Source organism: Verrucomicrobiia bacterium, assembly GCA_019634635.1.
Classification (GTDB): domain Bacteria; phylum Verrucomicrobiota; class Verrucomicrobiia; order Limisphaerales; family UBA9464; genus UBA9464.
The window spans coordinates 1-25,463 of record JAHCBB010000040.1 but is presented as its reverse complement, the minus strand read 5'-3'; the positions used below and the strand labels follow the sequence as shown (position 1 = coordinate 25,463).

Genomic DNA, 25,463 nt, shown 5'->3' with positions numbered 1-25,463 from the left:
CACGGCATCAGCGCCACAGGGCCAGGACTCGATCCGGTGCGCCCCCTACTCGAACACCTCGACCGGCAGTCCGGTGCGTTCGCGGATCACCGCGGCCGTCTCCTCCAGTTCCGCCAGCGTCAACCGGGTCGCCCACGCCTCAGGGGTCGGGCGCGCAATGGTGTACGCATGGACGGATCGGATCTGCCCGCCGCCATCCGTGACCTCCCGCAACCGGTCGCAGTAGGCTTGGAGTTCCGCCGCCGACATGGCGTTGCCGTGCGTCTTCAGGAAGAGGGACTGGATGATCACGGGCCGGACCCGTGCGGTTTCGAGGATGTTCTGCAGGATCCGCTCGAAGCGCACCATGGACCGGTTGACGAGCTGGTAGTAGGCCTCGGTGCCCGCGTCGAGCTTGCACCAGAATTCACCGCGATGGCGGTCCATCAGTTCCAGGCCCCGGCGCACACTGGCCTTGTCGAGCCCGGCGCAGTCGGTGATCAGGACCAGGTTGGCGTCCCGCAACCCAAGTTCGAGCTTCGCCGCGACCACGGTGCGCACGCACTCGTCGAAGTTGGGAACCATCGTCGGTTCGCCATCGCCGCTGAAGGCGATGTCGCGCACGTGCCGGGTCACCTCCGGGACCTCGCAGAAACGGGGCTGCTGCGCGAGCGTGCCGTCGCGGGCATGGTTCACCAGCCAGGCGAGCTCCTCGCGGAGTTGGACGAGGTTCACGGTGGTGGCGCGACCCGGGGTGCGGCGATCCACCTCGCAATAGACGCAGTCGAAGTTGCAGCGCTTGTCCGGATTGAGGTTGACCCCGATGGACAACCCCCGCGACCGGCGGGAGATCACCGGATAGAGGTACACCAGGTCCTGGAAGACCCGGCGATGATCCTGAACGACGGCCCAGGAGCTCTGGATGGGAATGGGCGCGGCGGCCACGGGGAGCACTTTAGGAGGGGGGCGGGATGCGGCAAGCCGCGGCCGGATCACATGCCCATGATCTGGTAGCCGGCATCCACGTAGATCACCTGTCCGGTGATCGCGGCCGCGCCGTCGCTGGCGAGGAAGACGCCGGTGGCTCCGAGTTCCTCGGGCAGCACGTTGCGCTTGAGCGGGGCATGGGCTTCGTAATGTTTGAGCATGTCGCCAAAACCCGCGATGCCCCGGGCGGCCAGCGTGTTCATCGGCCCCGCGCTGATGCAGTTCACCCGGATTTTGCGCGGTCCAAGGCTGTAGGCCAGGTAGCGGGTGCCGGCCTCGAGGGCGGCCTTGGCGACCCCCATGACGTTGTAGTGGGGGATGACCTTCTCCGACCCGTAGTAGCTCATCGCCACGATGCTGCCGCCGGCGGTCATCAACGGTGCGGCACCCCGGGCGAGGGCCACCAGGGAGTAGGCGCTGATGTCATGGGCGACGCGGAACGCCTCGCGGGACGTTGCCAGAAAATCGCCCTCCAGCGCCTCCCGCGGGGCGTAGGCCACCGAGTGCAGCAGGAGATCCAGCCGGCCGAACCGTTCCCCGACGGCGGCAAATACCGCGTCAATCTGGGCATCCTGCGTCACGTCGCACGGCAGGATGATCGTATCGGGCCCGAAGGTGCCCGCCAGGTCCTCCACATTCTCCTTCAGACGCTCGCCCTGGTAGGTGAATGCCAGCCGGGCCCCCTCCCGGTGCCAGGCCTGGGCAATTGCCCACGCGATGGAACGTTTGTTGGCCACGCCGAACACGAGACCCAGTTTTCCCTGGAGCATAGACATGATGCCGTTGAGGAAAGGCGAAGCCCGCCGGCGGCGCAAGCCGGCGCGATGAAGCCCGTCGCGTCACCCCTTGCCCCGTCCGATGCGGATGGTCTGCGTGAGGCGTGCGAACAACCCCCTTTTTGCGGCCGGTTTGCCCGATGCCCCGGGGATCGGTTCGCACTTGGCGTTGCAGTCCGGACAAAACAGCAGCAGCCCGGCGCTGCCGCCGGCCAGCTTGGTGGCCCGAAGGCTGGAGATGTGAAAAACACCCGGGCACTTCATGACGGCCTGGCATCCCATGGCCGCCTGATGGGTGGCGGGCAGGGATGGATTGCGGGAACAGGCGACGGTGCCGTCGGGAAGCGTGACCGACTCTCCGGCGGGCCGTGCGGCCTGCGGGCCCGCCCCCTCCGGGATTCGCACGTCATACTCCTCCACCCGCAGCACCATTTCGACGCTCCCCAACTGAAGCGACTGCCCGGCCGCCAGCGGCGCCTCCTCGACCGGCTGGCCGTCAACGAACGTCCCGTTGGTGGACTGCAGGTCGCGCACGATCACCGCGCCGTCCGCCTCCAGCACGGTGATCTCCGCGTGGAAGCTGGAGACGCTCGCCTCCGGGATCCGAAATTCGTTGGTCGGGTTGCGCCCGACCGTGTTCAGGCCGGCGTGCAGCTCGTGTTCGAAGGGCTGATTGAGCCCGTGGAGGATGAACCGGAACATGGATTTTCGGGATGGGCAGTCCGCCACGGCCCTGGGACTCCTCCGGTGAATAGCGTCCGGACACCGGGTCTGTAAAGCGTTTCGCGGCGGTGACCAAAGCGGGTTCCCGGCCGCCGCGGGTCGCCGAAATCCCGCCCCGGACGGCCACCCGGGTACGGTGCCCGCTCAGAACAGGGTGCCCACCGCCGTCCCGAGCACGCTCAAAGGACCGGTGTCCTCGAGGGACTCGGTCGCCTTGTCCACCTTCTGAAGGGTAAGCTTGATGTTCCGCAGGAAGCTGGCGTCGTTGACCAGCTCGCCGACCGAGCCCTTGCCCTGGTTGATCTTTTCCATGATCTCCTTGAAGTTCGTCATCGCACCGGTGGTTTCGTCGAACAACGCCGGGTCGGTCATCAGCTTCCCGAGGGTGCCCTCTCCCCGCTCCAGGTTGCCCGCCAGCTTGCGCAGGTCGGCCACCATGGCCCGGGCGTCCTCCGCCAGCGGCTGGGCGTCCGCGAGCGCGCTGCTCATGTTGGTCACCGCAGACACCGCCCCTTCATAGAGGGTCGGGTCCATGATCAGCTTGCCGAAGGTGCCGCGGCCCCCGGCCATCTCGGTGGTCATCACCGCGAGGTTGTCCAGGGTGGAATTGATGTTGGACTGGTTCTGCTTGATGAAGTCGGTGAGCGGGCCGAGCAGCTTGCTGATCTCCTCGCCGCTGAAGCTGCGGGTCAGGCTTTCCACACCGCCGGCGACGCTGTCGAGCCGGGACATGAGATCCGCCAGGTCCGCCTGTTCACGGGTCTCAAGCAGGGCGCCCGATGCGGCCAGCGGCGCATTTTCCGAGCCGAAGCTCAGCGCCACGAAGTTCTGTCCCATGAGCCCGGTGAACTGGATGGAGGCCACGCTGTCGGTGCGCACCGGGGCGCCGGTGTCGAGCTGCAGGGTGATTTCCACCTGGTTTTCCCTCAAACCGACCGACCGTACCCGGCCCACGGGCACCCCGGCGAGGCGGACCGGGTCCCCGACCTTCAAATCGCGCACGGTATTGAACCGCGCACGGTACTCGGTGCCGCGCCGCAACAACGAGGCGCCGCCCAGCAGTTCAAAGATGATGAAGGCGGCGAGGACCACGAGCGCAAAGAACACGCCGAGCCGGGTTTCAAGGGAGCTTTTCATGGACGGAACATCCGGAAGTGGAGGTAAGCGGCAAAGGGACGCGACGGCAAGGCCGCCAGGAAGCGTTCATTGGAAATGCGCGGCCAGGAATTCCTGCAGCAGCGGCGCCGGACTCGCCCGCAGCGCGTCCGCGGTGCCCATCGCGAGGATCCGTCCCTCCGCGAGAAACGCGAGGCGGTCGGCAATGCCGAAGGCCAGGTCTCGGTCGTGGGTCACCACGACGACCGTGGCGCCCGTGCGCCGGTTGAGGTTCACAATCTCGCGGCCGATGGTAAGGGCGACGAGGGGATCGAGCTCGCTGGTGGGTTCGTCGAAGAGGATCATTTGTGGCTCCACGACCAGGGCCCGGGCAATCGCCACCCGCTTGCGCATGCCGCCCGAAAGCTCCGAGGGGTACTTGGCGGCGTCCCCGGGCCCGAGATGCACGAGGGCCAGCTTTCCGGCGACGATGGTGGCAATCTCCGCAGGGGAATTCAGCCGGTGCTCGCTGAGATACAGGCCGACGTTCTCCTCCACGGTCAGCGAGTTCAGCAGGCCGCCCGTCTGGAAGACCATGGCCAGGCGGTGCCTGGGATTGGCCGGGTTCGGCAGCGCCCGCTCGCCCGCGACCAGGATCTCACCGGCGTCGGGGTCCTCCAGGCCGATCAGGTGGCGCAGGAAGACCGATTTGCCGGATCCGCTCGGCCCCATGATGACGAAGATCTCTCCGGCCCTGATCTCGAGGTGGAGGTCGTGCAGCACCGCGCGGCCGTCGTACGCCTTGCGCAGTCCGCGTACACTCACCGGCAAGCCGCCCTTGTGGGCTCCTGGGGGCGTCGGGGTCATCGTCCGAAGGCCGCGTCAAACGGCAGCAGCAGCCGGGTGAGCATGTAGTCGAGCACCAGGATGAGCACGAGCGAGTTCACCACGGCCTTGGTCACGCTGCGGCCGATGCCGCGCGGGCCGCCGCGGGTGGTCAGGCCCTGATGACAGCAGATGATCCCGATGCACACGGCGAAGGCGAAGCACTTGATCAGGCCGTTGAGGACATCCGAGAGGTCCACCCCCTCGCGGAGGCTGGCGAAGAAGGTGGCCCAGGGAACGGCGATGCGGTCGTTGTGGGCGGCCACCATCGCGCCCCCAAGCCAGCCGACGAGGTTGGCGAAGATGACCAGGCACGGCACGGCGATGCTGATGGCGACCACGCGGGGCAGCACCAGGTAGTGGACCGGGCTCACCGCGAGGGTGCGCAGCGCGTCAATCTCCTGGTACACCTGCATCGAGCCCAGCTCGGCGGTCATCGCGGAGCCCACCCGCCCGGCGATGAGGATGGACATCATCACCGGCGCCAGTTCCTTGCACATGGCGATCGCCACCAGCTGGCCGAGGGCGCTGCCGATGCCGTTCTCCACCAGCACCGGGCCGCTTTGCAGCGACAGGACGCCGCCGATGAAGAGCGACAGGACGCAGGCCATGAAGAGGCTCGCGTTGCCGATGTCGAACAACTGCTCGAACACCTTGCGACGCTCGCGCCACACCCGGGGCAGGGCTCGCCCCACGGCGCCGGTCAGCAGGAGCATTTCACCAATATTTCGAAACATGGGTCGTCGCCCCCCCGGGGGCGCGGGGAGAGAATCACAAACGGGCGTCCGTGCCGAATGCTTCGCTCAGGTTTCGTTCCACCCCGCCCCCCGGGGGTGCCGGATCCAGCGCGGGAAGCCCGTCGAGGCTGCGCGCATTTTTCAGGGCCTGATACTCGGCGACGCCGGCCGGACCCTTTTTCGTCGCCCAGGAGGCGAGGAGGTCCCGATCCTGCTGAAAGGAATACTCCGGCACGCCAAACCCGCACGAGATGCCCACGCGATCCACGGAAACCCGGATCACGGACCGGGTGCCCGGGTGCGGGGGAAACAGGGCGAGCAGCGCCCCGGAATCGGCATGCCCCGGCAGGATCACCCGCCCGCGCCCGTGGAGCCGGACGATCCGCGGCGGGCCGGAAAAGGCGCAAAACATGATCACGATCCGGCCGTTCTCGCGCAGGTGGGCGATGGTCTCCGCCCCGCTGCCGGTCACGTCGAGGAATGCCACGTCGAGCGGGCCCAGCACCCGGAAGGCATCCCCGCCCTTCGGCGACAGGTTGAGGTGTCCGTCGCCCGACAGCGGCGCCGTCGCCACGAAAAACAAGCGTTGTCCCGCAATCCACGCCTGCAGATCCGGGGTCACTTCCTGGAACACGTCGCCCATGGCCTTGGGATCAACGATTCCGGGAATTCCCGGGACCCGCAACCGTTCCGCGGCGCGGCAGGGCTTTGGGGGACCCGACCGCGGCCCGCTGAACCTCCCCGGACGTCTGGAAATGCCGGTTCGGCAGCCACAGCAGCCGCCAATGCCGGTCGCCGTCGGCACCCCTTCGGGTCTGAACCAGGCCGAACAGGCAGGCCGTGCGGACCTCGCTGGCGGTCACGTCCCGGCGGAAGAAATTCCAGAGCACCGACTGGCTCGCCGCGCCCTTTGCCGGATCGCGCTCGCTCCGGTACACGGACCAGAGCGGCGAGTAGTTGCGATCCAACGCCTCGCGGTTTCGTACGAAATTCTCCAGGAGGGCCGGGACGCGAAGCTGCTCACGTCCGGTCGGATCATGCCGCCAGCTGAAGAACGGCCACACCCCGGTCTCCCGCCGGTACTCCCCCGTCTCCCGGCTCCGGAGGAGGGTGTCGTCGTACAGGAAGAAGAAGCTGCGCCATCGGTCCCGCTCGAACGCCGTGTCCTCGATGTGGCGGTGAAGATAGACCGGCCACAGGAGAAAGTTCCGACGCGAGGTGCCGGCCTGGATGTTGCCGTAGAATGGCCACACCCGCCGCGCCGTCTTCCCCGGGCCGTTGGCCCAGCCGATCACCGGCCAGGGCGCGCCCCATTCCACATAGCCGGCCACCCGGTCCTCTGTGCGCGTGAACAGCGGCCAGATCACGGTGGTTTGATCCCGGGCCGGAGACCGGACGATGGCGTAGAACGGCAGCAGATGAGTCTGAAGCACCTCGTTGGTGGTGCCGAGTCCCGCACGCTGGTGGCTGAACAGGGGCCAGACCGCAAAGCGCGCGTTGGATCCGGGGGACAAGACGCGGTCGCCGAACAGATTCGTCTGCCAGGTGATTTCCTTTTCCTGCGCCCCATACAACGGCCAGAATTGCCAGCCGGCAAGACCGGGCCCCGCCCGAAGGTGAAACACGGGGTACACGTAGTTCCGGGTCACCACGGCCCCCTTGCGGGTCCTGGAGTAGATCGGGAACAGGATGAACTCGATTTCGTCCCGGAACAGCCGGTTGCGGAGGTGGCCGTAGAAGGGCAGCACCGCCAGATAATCGTTGGTGCCACTCACCGAGCGCTGCTCGAAGTATATTGGGAACACCGTCCGGTGAATGTAGCTGTCCTGTTCGTCCTGCTGCCCGGTGTGGATCCAGGTGATCACCTGGGCGAGCTGGAATCGCGACTCGCCGCCGCTGCGCCGCCACGTCAGCGCCGGGTAAAGGAGGTCAAACCGTTCCCGGTCCAGGACCGGCGAGTATTCGTACGATAGGAGGGGAGCCAGCCCCGAGGAGATCCGTTCGGGAGTTTCCTGCCACCAGGCGAGGGTGCCGAGTCCCTCCTGGCGCCAGCCCGACTCCCACAACGTGGGAAACGACGAGGCGAACGGGCCGGCGTCGAGCCAGTCGTCCGTCCACGCCGGGCCCGCTGCCGCCAGCACCAGGCTCAGCGACAGCCACCCGCAAATACGTCGTCCATCCATCCGGGGGGACGAGCCTCCGGGAAGTCACCGCCCGGAAGCAAGCCACGGGTCGCCATGGAAATCAGACCCACCCTGGGGCTACTCAGGCCCTCCAGGGGTGACGGATCCCGGCCCAGGCCAGAATGGCCAGGCCCACCGGCGTTCCGGTGACCGAGGTGGGAACGGCTGCGATAATGGCCAGGATCAGCGCCTTGGCGAAGGCGATGCGGCGCCGGTCTCCCGCCCGCCGTCGCTGGATGAGATACACCGAAACGAGCACGGTGAGAAAGCAGAGCGGTACGGTGACCACCCAGCTGACCACCAGGAATTCGGGGAACAACCACAGGTTGTCGGCGAGCAACAACGCGAGGGCGGACAGTGGCTCAAACCAGACCCGCGGACGCCCGGGATTCGGCGGCGTCAGCGGCGGCGGTGCCGGCGACTCCGGGGGCAACACCTCGGGCACCACCACGGGACGCGACAGGGGCGGCGAGCTCACGTCAGTTGGTTCGCACAAATCCGGCGGTGGCGCAATGCCCCCCGGGCCCGATCCCGCGCGCCGCCGTGCCGGTCCGCATTTCCCGCTGGAGGAATCTTCGGGGCGCCCCAATCCTTCCGCCCGATGAAGGATTGGATTGCATCATACATCACCGCACAACAGCGCGCCCTGGCCGGCGTCACCCCCGACATGCTGGCCCCGCTTGTGGAAACCCTGCGGGAAGCCCACCGCAACGATGCCCAGGTGTTCGCCATCGGCAACGGCGGCAGCGCCGCCAACGCCAGTCACTTCGCCGTGGACCTCGGCAAGGGGGCCAGCGACGTGCTGCCCCGCCGTTTCCGCGTGCTCTCGCTCACCGATAATGTCGCGTGGCTGACCGCCATCGGGAACGATTACACGTATGAAGACATCTTCGTGCGCCAGTTGATGAACTACGCGCGTCCCGGGGACGTGCTCTTCGGCATCAGCGTGAGCGGCAATTCCCCCAACCTGGTCCGGGCCTTCGACTGGGCCAAGGCCACCGGCGTCAAAACCATCGCGCTGGTCGGACAGAAGCGCGGCAAGATGGCCGACCTGGCCGATCAGCTCGTGGTGATCCCCGACGGCCACTACGGCCGGGTCGAAGACGTGCAGATGAACATCCTGCACTTGGTCTGCTACGCGTTCTGGGAGCATCCGGAATGGGTGGACTGACGGGCGGCGACCGGCGAGAAAGAGTCGCCATGAACCCCGTCCCGTCCCTCGCGTCCCGCGGTCGCCGGATGTCCTGCGTCCTGTCCCTCCTCTTCGCCGGCATCGGCCTCGTCCCGGCCGGGACCCCTCCGGACGCCCCGCCCTCCGCGCATCGCCAGTTGCCGGACGCCATGCACGGCACGATGACCGGGCGGCCCGCCATCCGGGTGGGGCATCGGGATGCGGATCTCACCGGCACGGACCACCGGGTCCTGCAGGCTGCGGTGGATTACGTGGCGGCGCTCGGCGGGGGCCTCGTGGAGATCGGCCCCGGCGAGTATTGGATGCGGGATTCCCTTCATCTGCGGCCCCATGTGACGGTTCGCGGGCACGGGGCGCAGACCGTCCTGCGCAAGGCGCCCTCCGCGGCCTCCGCGCTGGAACTCGACGGCGACTACGGTGAGGAGCAGATCACGCTGAGGAATCCCGGGGGATTTGAGGTCGGGGACGGTGTCGCGATCTGGGACCGCAATGCCGGCGGGTTTCACACGACGGTGGCCCGCATCACCGGCCGCAACGGCAACACCTTCGCGATCAGCCTGCCGTTGAACGCCGACTGCATGGTGGAGTCGGGCGCGCAGGCCGCCACGGTCTTCCCGGTGGTCAGCGGCTATCACCTCGCCGGGGTGCGGGTTGAGAACATCACGATCGAGGGCAGCCGCGACGAGAACGTCCACCTCAACGGATGCCGCGGCGCGGGCATCTTCCTCTACCGCTGCCCCGGCGCCGTGCTGGAGCGCTGCACGGTCCGCAACTTCAACGGCGACGGCATCAGCTTCCAGCAATGCAATGACGTCCGGGTCCTCGGGTGCGTCAGCGAGGGCAATGCCTCCCTCGGGCTCCATCCAGGCAGCGGCTCGCAGCGTCCCGAAGTGCGCGGGTGCCTCGCGCGCAACAACGGCGAAGACGGCCTGTTTCTGTGCTGGCGGGTGAAGCACGGGGTGTTCGAGGACAACACGCTCGCCGGCAACGGCCGGTTTGGCATCTCGATCGGGCACAAGGACACCGACAACCTGCTGCGCCGCAACCGGGTCCTTGGAAACGGCGCCGACGGCATCTTCTTCCGCAACGAGACCGCCGGCATGGCGGGCCACCGGAATCGCATCGAGGACAACCTCATCGAGAACAACGGAGCCTCCGAACCCGTGGCCGGCATCCGCGTCCGGGGCGAGACCACCGACCTGGTGTTTCGCGGCAACATCATCCGGGACACCCGTCCGGAAGCCGAACGCCGGCAGCGGGTCGGCATCCGCCTCGATGAACAGGTCGGCGTGGTGGTGACCGAGGAGAATCGCATCGAGGCGGAGACGGCCGTTGAGGATCGGCGCAGCGCGCGGTAGGTGGGGCGGGCGGGGCGCGCCGGCTGACATTGCGGCCACCTTGACACCTCCGCCTTCCGGTCCACCCATCCATGCTGGCGTTGCCGGCGTGCACATGGAAAGCACCTCGCTCATCTGGCTGGTCACAGGGGCATCTTCCGGGTTCGGACGCTGCCTCGTGGAGCAGGCCGTTGCGGCCGGACACCGCGTGGTGGCGACGGCCCGGAACCCGCAGTCCCTGGAAGATCTCACCAATCGTGCACCGGATTCCGTTCGCACGGCTGCCTTGGACGTCACGAAGCCGGAGTCCGTATCCTCGGCAGTGGCCGGGGCGGCTCGGTGTTGGGGCCGTCTCGACGTCATCGTCAACAACGCCGGTTACGGACTCGTGGGCGCCTTGGAGGAGTACGACGACGACCAGATCGCCCGGAATCTGGACACGAACCTCCTTGGCCCCCTGCGCGTGATCCGCGCCGCGCTCCCCGTGCTCCGGACCCAGCGATCCGGCCACCTGATCAATTTCAGCGCTGCGGCGGCGATCGCCAATTATCCCGGGTTCTCCGTTTACGGCGGCGCCAAAGCGGCCCTCGAGGCCGTCACCGAGTCGCTGCGCCTCGAACTGGGCCCCTTTGGCGTCAAGGTGACGCTGGTGGTCCCGGGCCCCTTCCGCACCGACTTCATCGGTCGCTCCCTCGACCGGGCCACCCGGCAGATCCCCGGCTACGAGGCCAGTTCCGGACGCTTCGCCGGGTTTCTGGATCGTATGGACGGCAAACAGCCGGGCGATCCGGTCCGAGCCGCCTCCCGTATCGTGCGGATGGTTGGCCAGGGCCGTGCGCCCCTGCGTCTGGTGCTCGGCAAGTACGCGTTGGACAAGACCCGGAAAATGCTGGTGGCCCGCGAGGCGGAGCTGCGCGAGTGGGAACCCGAGGGTTTGGAGACGGAATTTCCCGCCGGCTGATTGCGACCGGCAAACGCCCCGCCGTCACCGGGTCGGTCCGCAATCGCCTACCGCTTCGCGTCCGGGCCCTTGGTGAAGGCTTTGACGTTGGTGATCGCGGCCTGCTTGGCGAAATCCAGGACACGGACGACGTCCCCCCATTCCGCCTCGCGATCGGCCCTGAGCACGAGGCGGACCGCCGGATCCGCCTCACGTGCGGCCTGGAGTTCCGCGAGAATGCGGCCGGGTTCCAGCGTGCGCTCCCCCAGAAAAAAGCGCGGGGCCTCGCGGCGGATGCTGAGGACCAGCGGCGGCTTCTCCGCGGAGGCGCCGGCGCGGGGCGACTGGCTGCTTTCGGGAAGTTCGAGGGACACTGCCGGCGTGCTGCGGAGCGTGGTGGTGAACAGCAGGAACACCAGCATCACCAGCAGCACGTCAATCAGGGAGATGATGATGATGGCCGGGGCGCTGCGCCGGCGGCGTGGATAAAAGCTCATGGCGCCAGGACCGCAGTGCGGTCCGATTCACGGGACGGGACACCGCCGGACAGGTATTCGCGGCGGACCAACTGGTCGCAGTGCCCCTCCAACTCCACCGCCAGCACCTCGACCTTCTTGTTGAAATAACTCCAGGCAACCAGCGTGGGGATCGCCACCATGAGGCCGACCAGGGTCTTGTTGAGGGCCGCACCGATACCCTTGGCCAGCAGCGCGTAGTCGCCGCCGATGGCCTTCCCGAAGTCCACGAACAGGGGAATGATGCCGTTGATCGTTCCCACCAGGCCGATCAGCGGTGCGATGCCGACGATGACCTCCAGAATCACCAACCCCCGCTCCATCACGGTCACCTCACGACGGGCCTGCACCTGGAGGGCGCCCACCGTTTCCTCCTTCGGCCAGTCGAGGTGGATGTGGTCGAGCACCGAGACCACCAGTCGCGACAGGGCGGACGGCGCCGCCGCGCAGACGCCGCGGAGCGTCTGCGGGTCCGCGGCCCCCAGGGCCGTCAGCAGGGCGGGCGGCATCACCCGTGAGCGCCGCAGCAGCCAGCCACGCTCCAGAACGATGGCGAGGGACACGACGGACAGCAGGAGCAGCAGCCAGAGGTACGGGCCGCCGTCGGCGAGCGAGGAAGACATTTCAGTTGTAATTGAACGTAAATGTTACGGGGATGGACTCGCTGCCGATCAACCTGCGGACATCGGGAGGCCAGCGTCCGAACGGCGCCGGTTGCAACACCGACAGCTCGCACAGGAACGAGAGCACGTCGCCAACATTCGAGTCCTTGGTGGTGACCGAGGTGATCGTGCCGTCGTCGTGCAGATTGAAGGTAATGACCACCTGCCCCTGACGTTCCAGGGCGAACCGGCGCTCCTCCAGGAGCCGGTACCAGCGCTCCTGAACTGCCAGGACCATCCGGTAGTTGTAATCGCCGAGGGGCGACGCCTTGACGTTGAGCGATGACTGCAGGCCGGCGCGCTGAACGCCCCCCTCCTGTTGCATGCGCTCGCCAACGATGGCCCCCTTGGCGGCGCGCGCCTCGGCCAGCGTCTTCATCCGGCGAGGTCGCACCGGTTCCGGAGCCGGTGGCTCCGATTGTGGCGGTTGGACAATCTGGGGCGCCTGAAACTCGCGAACCTCCGGTACCGGAATCTCCACAGGCGCCGGGGCCACCTTGGCGATCACCAACTCACCCGGAGGCGGAGAGGCGGGTTGGACCGCCTGCTTTGCCACTGGAGCCTCTGGTGCCGGCTTCGGTTGGGTCTCCGGCACCGGCAGTTCCGGGTCCGGGCGCACCTCCCGGGCGACCTGAGGTTCCGGCGCCGTTGCGGTCACCGGTGCCGGCTCGAGCTCGCGCGGGGTCGGGGTGGGTGTCGGCGGAGGTGGCGATTCGGGCACCGGGGGTGCCTGGACCACTTCCCGGGCCGCCGGTGGAGGCGGAGCGGTGCTGGGCTGGGTGGTGTCAAACGTCTTCAGCGAGTTCTCCTGGCGTCCATCAACCTTCGGCGCCACCAGATCCACTTTGGGGGGATCCGGATTCGCCGCCAGGGTGTTGGCAGTGGAGTAAAACGACGTGTCGGGAGGCGCCTCGTCGGTCACCAACAGCGGATCCACCTCGACGAACTGGAGGGGAATTTCCCGCCACGGATCTGGAGCCGGCTGGGCCTGACCGGAATCCGGGGGTCGGATCCATGCGACGACCGGCTCCACGGCGGGGCGCATCCAGCCCGGAATCCACCCGTCGCGCAGCCCTGCCTGCAACAGGAGGACCATCAGCCATGAGTAGAGGTGCAGGAGCACTGAGAGCACCAGCGCGACCACCATTGGCGAGCGGAGCCGCCGCCAATCAAATCCACTGGGAAACCCCCGCGTCATGAACCGCCGCCCACCCTGCCGCAGCGAACGGTGCAGGGCAAGCACCCCTCGGAAGCCCGAAACCCCGACTTACCCTCCGCCCGGCGCCCTTGCCGGTGGGAGTCCCGCCGAGTTGTACGTTCAACTGCAAGCCAGGCCTGCTGGGGGGGTGGCAAGGGGACGGGTGACAGGGGGACAGGTCAATGGGGGCTCCACCGGGCCATGCGGGCAATTTGATGCCGGGCCTGTGGGGACTCCACCCGCGTACGGCTCGCGAGGACTCTCGCCCCACCGGTGGTGGGGGTGGATGCCGCGGCGATGGGGTGACAGAGGGACAGGTCAATGGTGGCTCCACCGGGCCAACTTGTGGAGTCCTCACAAGCCTGGCTGGCAGTCGGCCGTACGGCTCGCCGGGAGGCTCGCCCTACCGCGGACGCGGACAGACTCACCGCAGACCGCGGCGGCACCCGTCAGCAGTGCGCCCGCATCGCTGCCAGCATTACGGGCACGCGTTCCCACGGATCCTCGGGCATCTCGTACTCAAGGATCACCCACCCCTGGTACCGGGCGTCCTTGAAGATCTGAAAAACTCTCCCGTAGTTGGCGGGTTCCGGTGTCCGCTGGCCGCGACGGCTCATCAGTCCCTTGAATTGCACGTTCACCGCGTACGGTGCGCACTTCGCAAGGTCAGCGTAGGGGTCGCCCGTGTGGAAGTTGCCGGTGTCGAGGTTGATGCCCACCCAGGGGGATTTCACGCTGCGAATGATGTCTACCAGGTCGTCCGCCTCCGCCACGATGCCGCCGTGGTTTTCCAGACCGAGCAGGATGCCATGGCGGCCCGCGACGTCGCCGCACTCCTCCAGCGCCTCGATGCACAGGCGTTTGGCCACCGGCAGGGGCTGGCCGTGGGGGCCTCCAGCAAAGACGCGGATGTGCGGGGCGCCCAGGATAGCGGCCCGCTGGATCCAGAGCTTCACCCCGGCGATCTCGGCGCCTCGTTTCGGTCCGGGCGGATGGCAGAAGTCATTGCCGACCGCTGTGCCACTGATGGTGACCCCGCACAAATGCGCATGACGGCGGACGCGGGCGAGGTACCCATCCGTCAGGTCTTCAGGAAAGTAATAGCTGGTCAACTCGGCGCCGTCGCAGTCGTGGGTCGCGCAGTAATCGAGGAACCGGAACATGTCCATCCGCGCCGGGGCGCCCTCCGGCCCGGCCTTGAAGTCATCGCGGAAGGAGTACGCCGCAAGCCCGATGCGCAGGCGGGGAGGCCCGGTGCGCTCAAAGGACTCGGCGGCCCGAATCCCGAATCCGCACCCGGCCGACATCAACGGGACGGCCAGCGCACTGCGAAGGAATTGACGACGAGAGGTATGCGGGCTCATGGCAGGCTTGGAAGGGTAGCGAACCGATGCAGTCGGAGGAAGGCCGATTGACAGGCTGATTGACCTCGATTCCGGAGTTTTCAGGGAGACGCCTCGACATCTGGTGGGCGTCGCATGAATCTCCGCGGCGCCGCGGGAGGCCGGCCACGCCGGGTTGCGGGGCCGCTGTTTTGGTGTTCGCTGGGCTTTGATGGGGATCCCGTGGCCGGGCCCTGAAATTGCTTTGCCGGCCCGGGCCCCTTCGACAGACTCGAATTTCGAAATTATGGACGTCAAGCTGCCTAAGGTTGGTGAATCCGGGGATTCGGGCACGGTGGCCACCCTTCTGGTCAAGGTCGGGGACCAGGTGACTGCCGATCAGACCATCCTCGAACTGGAGCAGGAGAAGGCGGTGGCTCCCATCCGCACGCCGGTCGCCGGCACGGTCTCCGCGGTGCACGTGAAGGAGGGCGACAAGGTGTCCGTCGGGGCGCTGCTGATCACCGTCGGAGGGGACGCCGCCGCAGAGGCCCCAAAGGCACCGGCCACCGCCGCCCCCAAGCCTGCAGCTCCAAAGGCGTCCGCCCCGCGCGCGCCGCTGCCGGTGGAGGACGACGAGGACCTGCCACCGGATGCCGACGATGGCGCGGACACGGGCCCGGATCCCGCGGCATCGCCGTATGTGCGAAAGGTGGCCCGCGAGCTCGGAATCCGGTTGTCCCGCGTCCAGGGCAGCGGCAGCGGCGGCCGTGTGCTGCTCAGCGACCTGGCCCGGTACGTGGCGCGTCTCGAGCGCGGCGTGGCCCGGGCGGGACGCCACGCGGACGAACCCAAGGGGCTGGTCTTCGCCCCGGTTGGCCAGGATTTTTCGCTGTTTGGCCCCGTGACCAGCCAGCCGCTGTCCGCCCTGCGCAAGGTGATCGCGGCGCGCATGGTGGAGAACGCGGTGTCGCTGCCGCACGTCACCCAGTTCGACGACGCCGACCTCTCGCACATCGAGGCGCTTCGTGCCCGTTATCGCCCGGCCTACGAGGCCGCCGGCGTGCGCCTGACCCCGACCCCGTTTCTCCTCAAGGCTCTGGTGTCGGTGCTGCAAAAGCATCCGATCTTCAACGCCAGCCTCAACGAGGTCACGGACACGCTGGTGCTCAAGCAGCATTATCACATCGGCATTGCCGTGGATACCGAGGCGGGGTTGCTCGTGCCGGTGATCCGCGACGCCGACCGGAAGTCCCTGAAGGAGCTGGCGGCGGAACTGGCCTCCATCGCTGCGCGGGCGCGCGACCGGAAACTGGGGCCCGACGACATGAAGGGCGGCACCTTCACCGTTTCCAATCAGGGAGCCATCGGTGGCGGCCATTTCACGCCGATCATCAACAAGCCCGAGGTGGCCATTCTGGGCCTTGGCCGGACGGCGCAGCGCCCGGTGGTGACCTCCGGGGGAACCATTGAGGCCCGCCCGCTTCTGCCGCTGGCGGTGAGCTACGATCATCGGGTGATTGACGGTGGCAGCGCCGCACGGTTCACGGTGGACTTCGTCCGGGCCCTTCAGGAGTTCCCCGAGGACTGGGTGCGCCTGTAATCCGGGAAACGCCGCAAACACTGGTCATCACGGATCCCCAACTGATTCCATGGAACCGATCGAAACGGACATTGTGGTCATCGGCGCCGGTCCCGGCGGGTATGCCGCTGCGTTTTACGCAGCGGATCTCGGGCGGAAGGTGACCCTCATCGAGCGCGAGTCCCGGCTCGGCGGTGTGTGCATGAACCGGGGTTGCATCCCCTCCAAAGCCCTGCTCAACGCAGCCCACGGCATCCAGGCGGCCCGCGAGTCGGCGCATCGAGGCATCGTGTTCGGCCCTCCCACGATCCACCTGGATCAACTCCGGACGTGGAAGAACGGCATCCTCGAAAAACTGGGGGCGGGCATCGCCGGTCTGGCCCGAATGCGCGGGGTCACGGTCATGACCGGACGCGGCCACTTCGAGGATTCCCAGACCCTGCGCGTGGAAAGCCCCCAGGGGCAGCAGTTCCTTCGATTCCAGAAGGCCATCATCGCCGTGGGGTCCCGTCCGGCCCTGCCCAAGGCCTTCGACCTCGGCAATCCGCGAATCATGACTTCCACCGAGGCGCTGGAGGTCCCCGACATCCCGGAGAACCTCCTGGTGATCGGCGGCGGCTATATCGGGATGGAGTTGGGAACGGTGTACGCATCGCTGGGCTCCAAGGTGACGGTCATCGAGGCGCTGGAGAGCATTCTTGCGGGTGCCGACCCCGATCTGGTGCGTCCGGTGGCCCAGTACGCCCGGAAGGCGTTTCACGAGGTCCGCTTGAAGGCGCGTGTCTTGAAGATGTCCACCTCGGGAAAGCAAATCCGGGTGGTCAGTGAGTTCGAGGGCAAGACGGTGGAGGAGCTCTACGACCGGGTGCTGGTGAGCGTCGGACGCGTGCCCAACGGCGAAGACCTCGGCCTGGAAAACACCAGGGTCACCCGGGACGACAAGGGCTTCATCCAGGTGGACGAGCGAATGGTCACCCAGGACCCCAACATCCTGGCGATTGGCGACATCGCCGGCGGGGTGCTGCTCGCGCACAAGGCCTCGAAGGAGGCGCGCATCGCCGTGGAGAACCTGGCGGGCGAAGGGAGCGCAGTGAACCGCGATTACGTGGTCCCTGCGGTGGTGTTCACCGACCCCGAGGTGGCGTGGGTCGGCCTGACCGAGCAGGAGGCGCGGCAGAAGGGCATCGCGATCGAGATCGGCAAGTTCCCATGGGGCGCCAGCGGACGGGCCCTGACGTACGACCGCGTGGACGGCCTCACCAAGCTCGTTCTGGAACCCGGGACCCATCGCGTCCTGGGCGTGGGTCTTGTCGGGCATGGTGCCGGGGAGTTGATCGGCGAGGGCGCCGTCGCGGTGGAGATGGGCGCAACGGCCGAGGACCTCGCCGCCATCGTGCACCCGCATCCGACCCTCTCGGAGACGCTGATGGAATCCGCTGAGGCCTTTTTGGGGCACGCCACCCACGTGTTTGCGAGGAAGAAGGCGTCCTGAAGCTGCCTCGGCGAACCCCGGCCCCCCGGGCCTGTCGAGCCCCATCCGCGTGGTCATGCGCCCGCCGCCTCCAAAGGCCGGTTATTTCGTGCTGGAAGGCACGAACTCCTTCGCCACCGCGTATTACTTCAATTACCTGATGTTCCTGCTGCGCGATGCGCACGGGTTCACGAATCTCAACAACCTGTCGATCGGTGCGCTCCACGGGCTGATCTACGTGGGGGCATCCTGGTACGGAGGCCGGTTCGGGCAGCGGTTTGGATATTTCCGTTCCCTCCGGATTGGCTTCGGAGGCATGGCGCTGTCTCTGGCCCTGGGCCTTGCGGTTCCTGCGCTCTGGGGACAGCTGCTGGCGCTGGGAGGATGGACCGTCGCCATCTGCTTCACCTGGCCCATGCTGGAGGCCCTCGTGAGCGAGCATGAGCCGCCGGACCGGCTTCCCGACCGCGTGGGACTCTACAATGTGATCTGGGCGGGAACCGCAGCGCTCGGATTCTCGGTCGGAGGCCTGATCTTCGAACACCTCGGGCACGCGAGCCTGTACTGGCTGCCGTTGACCATCCACGCCTGCCAGTGGCTGGCCATCGGATCGCTGCAGCGCCGTCACGATCGCTGGTTCCGGATCCCCCCGGCCGCGGCGTCGGGACCCATCCCACACGACACCGCCGTCCGCCCCGCCTACTTCCGGCGCCTCGCCTGGGTGGCGAATCCCTTCAACTACATGGCCATCAACACCATCATGGTGGTGGCTCCCGGAATCGCAGCCCACCTCGGGCTCAGCGTGGCGCAGGCCGGATTGGTGCTCTCCGCCTGGTTTTACACCCGCGCGCTGGCGTTTCTGAAGCTGTGGTGGTGGACCCGGTGGCACTATCGCTTCGACTGGTTCTTCGGAGCCTTCGCGCTGCTGCTGGTGAGTTTCGTTGCCATCATGCTGTCGCCAACCGTCTTCGGGCTGCTGCTGGCCCAGGTCGGTTTCGGATGGGCCTCGGCCGTCCTGTACTATTCCTCGTTGTACTACGCGATGGATGGTTCGGACGCCCATGGTGAGCACGGTGGTGTTCACGAGGCGTTGATTGGGATCGGGTTGTGCGGGGGTCCCGCGGTGAGCGCAGGGGCGATCTGGCTTACGGGTCAGGCGACGGCGCCCGCATGGATCGTGGCCACCGGGCTTGCGGCGGCCATGGGATGGGTGTGGCGGATCCGGCGCGATGCGGTCCGAAGCGGTTAAACCGGCTTCCTCCTTCCCGGGCGCCGCAGAGGCGAATACCATGGCGCCCATGCGTACGGTGTCAGTGCCCCTTGGGGCGCGTGCGTACACGATCCATATCGGCAATGGCTTGTTGTCCCGCCTGGGGGAACCGTGCCGACGACTCAAGCTGGGAGAGCGCTGCACCATTGTGACCGATGAGCAGGTCGGTCCCCGCTATGCCGATGCGGTCATGCGCGCCCTGAAGATGTCCGGGTTTGTGCCCAACGTCGTCACCGTGCCCGCCGGCGAGAGCGCCAAGTCCCTGAAGATCCTGGGCGAATGCTACGACCAGTTCGCCATGCGCCGACTGGAGCGCCGCTCGTTTGTGGTGGCCCTCGGCGGCGGCTGCGTGGGGGATCTCGCCGGGTTTGCGGCGGCATCCTATCTCCGGGGCGTTCCGTGGATCCAGGTCGCCACCACGCTGCTGGCCCAGGTGGACTCCTCGGTGGGCGGCAAGGTGGGCATCAACCTCCGGTCGGGAAAGAACCTCGTCGGCGCCTTTCACCAACCCCGCGCGGTCTTCTGCGACCTCGACACCCTCGCGACGCTTCCGGATCGCGAACTCAAGGCGGGTCTGGCCGAGGTGGTGAAATACGGCGTGATCCAGGACCCCGAGCTGTTCCGCCGGCTGGAGCGCGAGATGGACCGGGTGCTCCAGCGGGATCCCGCGACGCTCGCGGCCATCATCGCCCGCTGCTGCACCCTCAAGGCGTCGGTCGTGACGAAGGACGAATTCGAAACCTCCGGACTCCGGGCCATCCTGAATTTCGGCCACACCCTGGGCCACGGCCTGGAGGCGATTTCCGGGTATCGCGACTTCCTGCATGGCGAGGCGGTCAGCATCGGCATGGTCGCCGCCGCCAGGTTGTCGTCACGGCTCACGAGCTTCCCGGAAAAGGATGTCCACCGGCTCCAGGCCCTCCTCACGCGGATCGGTCTGCCGGTGACGGTCAAGCTGACGCCTCGCAAGCGCGACCAGCTGCTGGATGCCATGCGTCTCGACAAGAAGAACACCGGCGGCGAATTGAAGTTCGTCCTGGCACGGGCCTTGGGGGACGTGGTGGCAGGGCAGCGGGTGCCGGAGGCCGAGATTCAGCAGTTGTTGCAGCAGATGATGGGCGACGCCACGGCGGCGTGACGGCCGGGCCCCGGGGGGCGGGGTCAGCGCGCCAGCGCCGGAGCGCCGGCAGGTCGGGGCGCCGGCAGGTCGGTCGGACCGCCACCCCGCAGGGCTCGCCCGCTGCGCCAGTAGTCGAGCGGGAGCATGCCCAGCCCGATGATCGCCAGCTGGCTCAGCACGAAGGCGCCCAGCCACAGGAAGGCCCCGCTCATGAAGCCATAGGCGTGCAGCCCGATGCCCAGCATGTTCGTCCCAAACCACGACCAGCTGGTGACGATGTTGCCGCCGACGGTCAGGGTCATCAGTCCGCGGTCGCGGACCAGCCCCCCCCAGCGCGCATGCAGGAGCAGGGCATTCCACAGGACGATGATCAGTGCGCCGTTTTCCTTCGGGTCCCAGCCCCAGAAGCGTCCCCAGCTCTGGTCGGCCCAGATGCCACCCAGAATGGTCCCGATGAAACTGAACAGCGTGGCGAAGCAGATGATGCCGTAAACCATGCGCGACAGGGCCCGCCCGGTGGCCGCGTCCAGACCGCGCGTGAACACGCCGCGAAGGATGTACACGATGGCCAGGAACCCGGCGACGTAGGTGCTCGCGTAGCCGAGGGTCACGATGACCACGTGGGTCGCGAGCCAGAAATTGGTGTCCAGCACGGCCTGCAGCATCACCATCGTGTCCCCGCCCAGCGCCAGGTTGTGCGCAATGATCAGCGTCACGAAGCCCAGCACCGATCCGACCACCAGCCCGATCGCATTCCGCCAGAATCGCTCCAGGACCATCCCGAGCAGCACGGAGCCCCAGCCGATGAAAATGGCTGACGAATAGAGGTTGGTCACCGGAGGACGCCCCTCAAGGACCATGCGGTAGATCAGGCCGACCGTGTGGATGGCGAACGCCAGCCCGACCAGCGCAAAGGCCGTGCGCCGGGACCACTCGGCGAACTGGAACCAGTAGAAGAGCGCAAACAGGAAGGCCGCCACATAGATGACCATCGCGTCGTAGAACGGGGCCATCTGGTTGAAGAAAAATTCCTGTCGTCCCTTGCGCACGTCCGCGGCGAGGTCCGGACCCATGGAACGGTTATAGCCCTCGACGGCGGTGTTGAACCCGGCGGCGTCGCCGGCGCGGAAGGTGTCGCTGATCCGCGCCCAGTGATCCACCGCCGGCGGCAGTGGTTCGCCGCGCACGTGGGCCATCAGGGATTCACCCATCCGGGTCCAGCCGTCACGTCCGCGCTCCGGCGGATGCGGCGGCAGGATGAGCGGTGGTTCCAGTTCGACGGTGGCATTGTACCGGCTCACCAGTCCGAGCAGGCTGTTGAAGGCGTTGGTGTCATAGGGCTGCCCGTTCTGCTGGTTCCGAACCGCCGCCACCCCGGCAGGGATTCCAGCCTTGAAGGTGGCCAGCTCGCCTGCGAAGTCGGTGGTGTCCTGCGGATGCACCATGTTCTTCAGCCTCAGGTAAAGAGTGAGGGCGTTGCGCAGCTTGAGCACGCCGCGGTCGAAGGCATCGCGCTGGGACTCATCGGGCTTGGTCTCCCGGATGCGTCGCGCCTGGTCCTCGATCTCCTTGAAGCCCGGCGCAATCTGGTTCCAGGAGTAGTGCTTCCCGTCCTCCCGCCCGTCCGCGCTCTTGCCGGGGAGGTTCAGCATCGAAATCAAATTCGGATGATCAATGCGAAAGGCCTTGCGATCGTCGGCGGCCTGCGGTTTGAGGCTGACCTCGGCCAGCCACTCAGTGGCCCCCAGGGTGCGGCGTTCGGCCGCATCGCGGAGCGTGTAGCGGTCGCGGATCTGCACCAGGGAGTTCCGCGCAAGGGAGTCCACCGGCTGGTGGCGTCCGCTGAACACCACGGGCAGGCGTCCAAACTCATCCAGCCGGAAGTCACCGGTGGCTGGCGTCCGCATCGTCGAGACAAACCACAGGGCGAAGATGCCGGTGAGGATCCAGGGCAGGCGGCGTTTCATGGCGTGGCGTGGCGGGCAGGGGGAGGGGGCTCAGGCGGTGCGCGGGGTGCGGGGACGGCGCAGGAACTCCACCAGATGAATGCCAAACTGGACCGTCAGCCCAAGGAGCACAAAGACCGTCCCGAAATATGGCGCGAGCCACGAGGGGTTCCGGACCACCTGCAGCACGCTGATGCCGCGGCCGCCCCGGTCGAGCTCTTCGCGGTCCATCTGGTGCTGGTAGAAGGTCAGTCCGGCGTAGCGCAGCGGCTCGTTCATGGAGATCTCGACCTCCCGGCGCTCGCCTGTGGCCGGGCGGTTCAGTTCCACACGGCTCGCGAAGTTTCTTGGAATACCCCGGGGGTCGGTTGCCGTGCGGGTTCCGGGGTACACCTCATGGGTCGTCTTCAGCAGCTTCACGGAGAACGGCTGATAGTAGCGGGTCGGCCGAAGCGCCGCCCGCCAGCCACCGGTTCCTTCGACCGTCTGTTCGTCGAGAACAATGCCCAGCAGCCACGAGCCCATCGGGGTCCCGTTGGTGCCGGTCAACTCCACCACAGCCGCCGGCAGATTCCGCTCGTTCATCGCGCGCGTGGGCGGAAGCGGCTGGAACACCGCCCGTGCACCCACGCCTCGAGTGGCGGCGGGCGGGAGATTGGTGTCCACCATCGGCGCCCGATTTCGCACCCGGGCATTTTCCGAGTAGTCGCGCACCCGGACGACGAAGGGCAGTTCGGGATGCCGGATCTCGCGGCCGCGCTCCAGCATCGAATCTGGAAGGACCACGACCCGGTCCAGTGAGGCATCCTTCCCGGGCGCGAGGAAGACGAGTTCGGTCTTCTGGAAATCCTCCGAGTAACTGCGGGCTTCACCCTCGGCGAAACTCATCCGGCTCTCTCGGGAGAGCATGTCGGTGGCCAGCTGCCCGAGCAGCAGGAGTACCACACCGAGGTGGGTGAGGAAGATCCCCGACTTGCGCCAGGTGGGCTTGAACCGCAGGGCGTGGGCCACCACCAGGTTCGCCAGGAGCAGCACGCCGAGCAGGTAGCCTCCGGGCAGTGGGATCTTGAGCCACTTCCACCCCGGATCGTGCGGGGACCACACCGAAAACCACGAGCGGAAGTACCGATGCTGCGCCAGGTACAATCCATCCTCCGTCTGCGCCAGGGTTCCGAAGAAGGTGACGACAATGGAGAGCGCCAGCAGCCACACGGTGAGCCGGAGGGAGCTCAGCGGCGCGAGCCAGCGCCGCCAGGCCGGCGGGGGCTGGGAGGGGGCCTCAGGCGCCGGACGCGCTGCCTTGGGCCGGGTCGGAGCAGGGGTTGCAGCCGGGGCACTCATGAGTCAATCGGTGGGTCGGACGTCGGCTTCATCGCGGACTTCACGGGTATTTCACCGAGCGGATGAACCCCAGGAAGGCGTCCTTCTGGGAGGCGACCAGCGCCGTGTCGCCCGTCAGCTTGTAAAACCAGGTGCGGTCCGAGCGCGGCACGATGGCCGCGAGCACCCGTGTGCCATCCATGTCGCCCCGGCCCGCCAGGTCCACCACCACCGCCTCGTCGCCCGCCTGCGTGGTGAACGCCACCGCGTCCCGGGCCAGTGCGGCCTCGTCCACGGAGTCCAACTGGAGCTGGCCCCGCCACCGGTTGACGTTGGCCAGCACGCCGCCGGCCCCGGGGCCGAGGGCCACCACCGACAGGTCGCCGGGCGGCCCTCCGGAACCTTCAATGGCGAAGCTCGCCAGTCGCATGGTGGATGCGGGCACGGGCTTCCACGTGGAGGGGACTTCCCACTGGGGGAGACCCGTCACCGGCGGCGGCGCCACCGGGCCTGCCATGCTGCCGGGAGCCGTGGATGCCGTGGCCGGCGCGGGGCCGGTCTGAACCGACTGCAGCCAGGCCAGAAATTTCGGGCGGTTGGCCGCGACGAGCGCCTCCTCGCCGGTGGCCTTGAAGAACACCGTGGTTTCCCCGACCCGCATCATGGCGGCGAGTGTCCGGGCGCGGTGGCCGCCGTCGAGGACCGGGCGATCGCCGACCATTTCGAAAAGCTCTCCGGCCATCGTGCCGATGGTGACCGTCTGGCGTTCGGAGTCCAACTGGTCCTCGGTGAGCGGCCCCAGGCCGACCTGGTCACGCCACCGGTTCACGTTTTCAAGAACCGATCCGGAGCCTCCCGGGAGGGGGATCACCGACACGTCCATGGAACGTCCGTCGCCCGTGGTCACGCCGTAGGAGGCGATCCGCATGCCGCCCGGGGAGGACGGTTTCTCGTCCCAGCCCTCCGGGACCGTCCACGGCACATTCGACGCGGTCTTGGCGGCTGCAGGGGCGCCGGAGTCCGATGTGGTGGGAGGCGCCGCAACATCCCGCGGCGCCTCGTACACCCGGACTTCCTCCCGGGGCCCGCAACCGGCACCCAGGACCAGCAGTCCCAGAAATACCGGTGGAAAACGGCAACTTTGCATCAGGGGTAAGTAGCCACTGCGGCCCTCAGCGGCAAGCAGACCTTCCGGAATCCCGGGCAACGCAGGCGGGGCTGATGCATCGGATTTGGGATCCGAGAATAGAAAGTTCGAACGCTCCCGCCTCGTTTCCCGTCGCCCACGACCACTGCATATCGCGGGCGTTGAACCGCGACTTCGTCTTCGGTCCCACGGAGCGGGCTCACCCTCTGCATCCTCCCCAACCATTTCCACCCCCGGGTCGAGGCCCCGGCACATCCGGCACAGCCGCTGAGCGCCGAGGAAAGCGCTGTCGTGAAGACCCGCCCCATTGCCGGGGCCCCCCTGGGGGCGTGGCATCTTGGGTGGCGACGCATGTCAGGCCGATCTGTCATGTCCCTGAACTCCGATGAACCCAAAGAACTCTCTCTCCATCTTGTCAAGTGCCTCTGTGTGTCCGTGCTTGAAGTCTCGGAAGGGCTGCAGAAATCAAAACGTGCGAGTGCGGCGAACGATCAGCTCAGGCACAGCCCCCGGAAGCGGGCGCGGGCTGCAATAATGACGTTCGAGTTTCTCATAAAGTCTCTACTGCGAGGCGTGGCGGCTGTTGCCTGAAGCGTCTGTTTCGCTGATTTCTTCGCATCCACCTCGACCAACCATAATCAGATTGTCTGGCCTATAAACCTGGTAAGCCTCCTGTCGCTCGGTGCCCCGGATATCGAGAACGTCGTGTGCCATCGTCCGGAGTTCGCGGACGGTGAGGTTCGGGATGTTCTCGTCCACCAGAATGCTCATGAGGTGAGCACGACGTCATCCAGTGGGCTCACTTGGTCCTCGGCCAGCGAAGCAGCGTAGTCGAGGCAGGCGAGAACGTCCTCCCGCGTGATTGACGGATACGCGCTGAGCAGGCTGTCGATGCTGTCGCCGTGCGCAAACATCCGGACGATCTGGTGAACGGGGATGCGCGTACCGCGAATGCAGGCTTGGCCGTGGCAGATTCGCGGGTGAATCGAAATGCGCTCGTTCATCGCATCAAGGTGTCAAAGATCGACGATGCGGGCAAGCGCGTCGATGCCACTGCCGAACGACTCAAGCTCAGC

25 protein-coding genes are annotated in these 25,463 nt (G+C 67.1%); 7 read left to right on the top strand and 18 right to left on the bottom strand.

The features are described 5' to 3' along the window. Positions 1 to 45 precede the first annotated feature (45 nt). The 9 genes from KF791_18650 to KF791_18610 form a co-directional block, all read right to left on the bottom strand. On the bottom strand, positions 46 to 924 hold the full coding sequence (locus KF791_18650) for a radical SAM protein (protein ID MBX3734601.1): 879 nt from the start codon (positions 922 to 924) through the stop codon (positions 46 to 48). A 47-nt stretch (positions 925 to 971) separates the two neighbouring features. Further along, positions 972 to 1,742, bottom strand: a complete 771-nt coding sequence (locus tag KF791_18645; GenBank protein ID MBX3734600.1) for an enoyl-ACP reductase — start codon at positions 1,740 to 1,742, stop codon at positions 972 to 974. Positions 1,743 to 1,805: 63 nt separating this feature from the next. Beyond that, complete coding sequence (locus KF791_18640) at positions 1,806 to 2,444, bottom strand: FHA domain-containing protein (protein MBX3734599.1); 639 nt, start codon at positions 2,442 to 2,444, stop codon at positions 1,806 to 1,808. A 165-nt stretch (positions 2,445 to 2,609) separates the two neighbouring features. Then, the gene (locus KF791_18635) at positions 2,610 to 3,602 is read right to left on the bottom strand and encodes an MCE family protein (protein ID MBX3734598.1); all 993 of its coding nucleotides are present in this window, start codon (positions 3,600 to 3,602) and stop codon (positions 2,610 to 2,612) included. Positions 3,603 to 3,668: 66 nt separating this feature from the next. After that, positions 3,669 to 4,427: an ATP-binding cassette domain-containing protein gene (locus KF791_18630; protein MBX3734597.1), complete on the bottom strand. Its 759-nt coding sequence runs from the start codon at positions 4,425 to 4,427 to the stop codon at positions 3,669 to 3,671. Beyond that, positions 4,424 to 5,182, bottom strand: coding sequence for an ABC transporter permease (locus KF791_18625; protein ID MBX3734596.1), 759 nt, complete (start codon positions 5,180 to 5,182; stop codon positions 4,424 to 4,426). Before KF791_18625 ends, KF791_18630 begins: the two co-directional genes overlap by 4 nt. Before the next feature lie 34 nt (positions 5,183 to 5,216). Continuing rightward, the gene (locus tag KF791_18620) at positions 5,217 to 5,825 is read right to left on the bottom strand and encodes a pyridoxamine 5'-phosphate oxidase family protein (protein MBX3734595.1); all 609 of its coding nucleotides are present in this window, start codon (positions 5,823 to 5,825) and stop codon (positions 5,217 to 5,219) included. A gap of 10 nt (positions 5,826 to 5,835) precedes the next feature. Next, positions 5,836 to 7,365: a hypothetical protein gene (locus KF791_18615; GenBank protein MBX3734594.1), complete on the bottom strand. Its 1,530-nt coding sequence runs from the start codon at positions 7,363 to 7,365 to the stop codon at positions 5,836 to 5,838. A gap of 82 nt (positions 7,366 to 7,447) precedes the next feature. Continuing rightward, positions 7,448 to 7,843 (bottom strand): hypothetical protein, encoded by a 396-nt coding sequence (locus KF791_18610; protein ID MBX3734593.1) that lies wholly within the window; start codon positions 7,841 to 7,843, stop codon positions 7,448 to 7,450. A gap of 123 nt (positions 7,844 to 7,966) precedes the next feature. Between KF791_18610 and KF791_18605 the strand changes: the two genes are divergently transcribed. The 3 genes from KF791_18605 to KF791_18595 all read left to right on the top strand — a co-directional run bounded on the left by KF791_18605 (position 7,967) and on the right by KF791_18595 (position 10,855). Then, entirely contained in the window at positions 7,967 to 8,536 is a 570-nt protein-coding gene (locus KF791_18605; protein MBX3734592.1) for an SIS domain-containing protein, read from the top strand. A 29-nt stretch (positions 8,537 to 8,565) separates the two neighbouring features. Continuing rightward, a complete protein-coding gene (locus KF791_18600; protein ID MBX3734591.1) occupies positions 8,566 to 9,915 on the top strand; it encodes a right-handed parallel beta-helix repeat-containing protein in 1,350 nt (449 codons plus the stop codon). 94 nt (positions 9,916 to 10,009) lie between these two features. After that, positions 10,010 to 10,855 carry an SDR family NAD(P)-dependent oxidoreductase gene (locus KF791_18595; GenBank protein ID MBX3734590.1) on the top strand — a complete coding sequence of 282 codons (846 nt, stop codon included), beginning with the start codon at positions 10,010 to 10,012 and terminating at the stop codon, positions 10,853 to 10,855. Between the two features lie 47 nt (positions 10,856 to 10,902). Here KF791_18595 and KF791_18590 read toward each other — a convergent pair whose 3' ends face one another. The 4 genes from KF791_18590 to KF791_18575 form a co-directional block, all read right to left on the bottom strand. After that, on the bottom strand, positions 10,903 to 11,331 hold the full coding sequence (locus tag KF791_18590; protein ID MBX3734589.1) for a biopolymer transporter ExbD: 429 nt from the start codon (positions 11,329 to 11,331) through the stop codon (positions 10,903 to 10,905). Then, the gene (locus KF791_18585) at positions 11,328 to 11,972 is read right to left on the bottom strand and encodes a MotA/TolQ/ExbB proton channel family protein (protein ID MBX3734588.1); all 645 of its coding nucleotides are present in this window, start codon (positions 11,970 to 11,972) and stop codon (positions 11,328 to 11,330) included. The genes KF791_18590 and KF791_18585 overlap by 4 nt, the downstream gene beginning before the upstream one ends. 1 nt (position 11,973) lies before the next feature. Further along, a complete protein-coding gene (locus KF791_18580) occupies positions 11,974 to 13,158 on the bottom strand; it encodes a hypothetical protein (protein MBX3734587.1) in 1,185 nt (394 codons plus the stop codon). Positions 13,159 to 13,658: 500 nt separating this feature from the next. After that, positions 13,659 to 14,573, bottom strand: a complete 915-nt coding sequence (locus KF791_18575) for a sugar phosphate isomerase/epimerase (GenBank protein ID MBX3734586.1) — start codon at positions 14,571 to 14,573, stop codon at positions 13,659 to 13,661. Positions 14,574 to 14,838: 265 nt separating this feature from the next. On the opposite strand from KF791_18575, the gene KF791_18570 reads away from it, so the two are divergent. Genes KF791_18570 through aroB form a run of 4 tightly spaced genes read left to right on the top strand, consistent with a single transcriptional unit; the run spans position 14,839 to position 19,992 of the window. After that, complete coding sequence (locus KF791_18570) at positions 14,839 to 16,134, top strand: 2-oxo acid dehydrogenase subunit E2 (protein MBX3734585.1); 1,296 nt, start codon at positions 14,839 to 14,841, stop codon at positions 16,132 to 16,134. 49 nt (positions 16,135 to 16,183) lie between these two features. Then, complete coding sequence (gene lpdA, locus KF791_18565) at positions 16,184 to 17,605, top strand: dihydrolipoyl dehydrogenase (protein ID MBX3734584.1); 1,422 nt, start codon at positions 16,184 to 16,186, stop codon at positions 17,603 to 17,605. A 55-nt stretch (positions 17,606 to 17,660) separates the two neighbouring features. Beyond that, a complete protein-coding gene (locus tag KF791_18560; GenBank protein ID MBX3734583.1) occupies positions 17,661 to 18,833 on the top strand; it encodes an MFS transporter in 1,173 nt (390 codons plus the stop codon). 49 nt (positions 18,834 to 18,882) lie between these two features. Next, complete coding sequence (aroB, locus tag KF791_18555; protein MBX3734582.1) at positions 18,883 to 19,992, top strand: 3-dehydroquinate synthase; 1,110 nt, start codon at positions 18,883 to 18,885, stop codon at positions 19,990 to 19,992. Positions 19,993 to 20,015: 23 nt separating this feature from the next. Here aroB and ccsA read toward each other — a convergent pair whose 3' ends face one another. The 5 genes from ccsA to KF791_18530 form a co-directional block, all read right to left on the bottom strand. Beyond that, positions 20,016 to 21,185, bottom strand: a complete 1,170-nt coding sequence (ccsA, locus tag KF791_18550; protein ID MBX3734581.1) for a cytochrome c biogenesis protein CcsA — start codon at positions 21,183 to 21,185, stop codon at positions 20,016 to 20,018. A 786-nt stretch (positions 21,186 to 21,971) separates the two neighbouring features. After that, a complete protein-coding gene (locus KF791_18545) occupies positions 21,972 to 23,261 on the bottom strand; it encodes a cytochrome c biogenesis protein ResB (protein MBX3734580.1) in 1,290 nt (429 codons plus the stop codon). Between the two features lie 40 nt (positions 23,262 to 23,301). Further along, positions 23,302 to 24,387: a hypothetical protein gene (locus KF791_18540; protein MBX3734579.1), complete on the bottom strand. Its 1,086-nt coding sequence runs from the start codon at positions 24,385 to 24,387 to the stop codon at positions 23,302 to 23,304. Positions 24,388 to 24,948: 561 nt separating this feature from the next. Then, positions 24,949 to 25,158 (bottom strand): hypothetical protein, encoded by a 210-nt coding sequence (locus KF791_18535; GenBank protein ID MBX3734578.1) that lies wholly within the window; start codon positions 25,156 to 25,158, stop codon positions 24,949 to 24,951. After that, the gene (locus tag KF791_18530) at positions 25,155 to 25,391 is read right to left on the bottom strand and encodes a DUF433 domain-containing protein (protein ID MBX3734577.1); all 237 of its coding nucleotides are present in this window, start codon (positions 25,389 to 25,391) and stop codon (positions 25,155 to 25,157) included. Before KF791_18530 ends, KF791_18535 begins: the two co-directional genes overlap by 4 nt. Between the last annotated feature and the right edge of the window lie 72 nt (positions 25,392 to 25,463).

What these genes read in the sequence shown, in the direction of transcription:
- KF791_18645 (MBX3734600.1), bottom strand. Translation starts at nt 1,742, where the DNA reads ATGTCTATGCTCCAGGGAAAACTGGGTCTCGTGTTCGGCGTGGCCAAC.
- KF791_18640 (MBX3734599.1), bottom strand. Translation starts at nt 2,444, where the DNA reads ATGTTCCGGTTCATCCTCCACGGGCTCAATCAGCCCTTCGAACACGAG.
- KF791_18635 (MBX3734598.1), bottom strand. Translation starts at nt 3,602, where the DNA reads ATGAAAAGCTCCCTTGAAACCCGGCTCGGCGTGTTCTTTGCGCTCGTG.
- KF791_18630 (MBX3734597.1), bottom strand. Translation starts at nt 4,427, where the DNA reads ATGACCCCGACGCCCCCAGGAGCCCACAAGGGCGGCTTGCCGGTGAGT.
- KF791_18625 (MBX3734596.1), bottom strand. Translation starts at nt 5,182, where the DNA reads ATGTTTCGAAATATTGGTGAAATGCTCCTGCTGACCGGCGCCGTGGGG.
- KF791_18620 (MBX3734595.1), bottom strand. Translation starts at nt 5,825, where the DNA reads ATGGGCGACGTGTTCCAGGAAGTGACCCCGGATCTGCAGGCGTGGATT.
- KF791_18615 (MBX3734594.1), bottom strand. Translation starts at nt 7,365, where the DNA reads ATGGATGGACGACGTATTTGCGGGTGGCTGTCGCTGAGCCTGGTGCTG.
- KF791_18605 (MBX3734592.1), top strand. Translation starts at nt 7,967, where the DNA reads ATGAAGGATTGGATTGCATCATACATCACCGCACAACAGCGCGCCCTG.
- KF791_18600 (MBX3734591.1), top strand. Translation starts at nt 8,566, where the DNA reads ATGAACCCCGTCCCGTCCCTCGCGTCCCGCGGTCGCCGGATGTCCTGC.
- KF791_18595 (MBX3734590.1), top strand. Translation starts at nt 10,010, where the DNA reads ATGGAAAGCACCTCGCTCATCTGGCTGGTCACAGGGGCATCTTCCGGG.
- KF791_18590 (MBX3734589.1), bottom strand. Translation starts at nt 11,331, where the DNA reads ATGAGCTTTTATCCACGCCGCCGGCGCAGCGCCCCGGCCATCATCATC.
- KF791_18585 (MBX3734588.1), bottom strand. Translation starts at nt 11,972, where the DNA reads ATGTCTTCCTCGCTCGCCGACGGCGGCCCGTACCTCTGGCTGCTGCTC.
- KF791_18580 (MBX3734587.1), bottom strand. Translation starts at nt 13,158, where the DNA reads ATGGTGGTCGCGCTGGTGCTCTCAGTGCTCCTGCACCTCTACTCATGG.
- KF791_18575 (MBX3734586.1), bottom strand. Translation starts at nt 14,573, where the DNA reads ATGAGCCCGCATACCTCTCGTCGTCAATTCCTTCGCAGTGCGCTGGCC.
- KF791_18570 (MBX3734585.1), top strand. Translation starts at nt 14,839, where the DNA reads ATGGACGTCAAGCTGCCTAAGGTTGGTGAATCCGGGGATTCGGGCACG.
- lpdA (MBX3734584.1), top strand. Translation starts at nt 16,184, where the DNA reads ATGGAACCGATCGAAACGGACATTGTGGTCATCGGCGCCGGTCCCGGC.
- KF791_18560 (MBX3734583.1), top strand. Translation starts at nt 17,661, where the DNA reads ATGCGCCCGCCGCCTCCAAAGGCCGGTTATTTCGTGCTGGAAGGCACG.
- aroB (MBX3734582.1), top strand. Translation starts at nt 18,883, where the DNA reads ATGCGTACGGTGTCAGTGCCCCTTGGGGCGCGTGCGTACACGATCCAT.
- ccsA (MBX3734581.1), bottom strand. Translation starts at nt 21,185, where the DNA reads ATGGGTGAATCCCTGATGGCCCACGTGCGCGGCGAACCACTGCCGCCG.
- KF791_18545 (MBX3734580.1), bottom strand. Translation starts at nt 23,261, where the DNA reads ATGAGTGCCCCGGCTGCAACCCCTGCTCCGACCCGGCCCAAGGCAGCG.
- KF791_18540 (MBX3734579.1), bottom strand. Translation starts at nt 24,387, where the DNA reads ATGCAAAGTTGCCGTTTTCCACCGGTATTTCTGGGACTGCTGGTCCTG.
- KF791_18535 (MBX3734578.1), bottom strand. Translation starts at nt 25,158, where the DNA reads ATGAGCATTCTGGTGGACGAGAACATCCCGAACCTCACCGTCCGCGAA.
- KF791_18530 (MBX3734577.1), bottom strand. Translation starts at nt 25,391, where the DNA reads ATGAACGAGCGCATTTCGATTCACCCGCGAATCTGCCACGGCCAAGCC.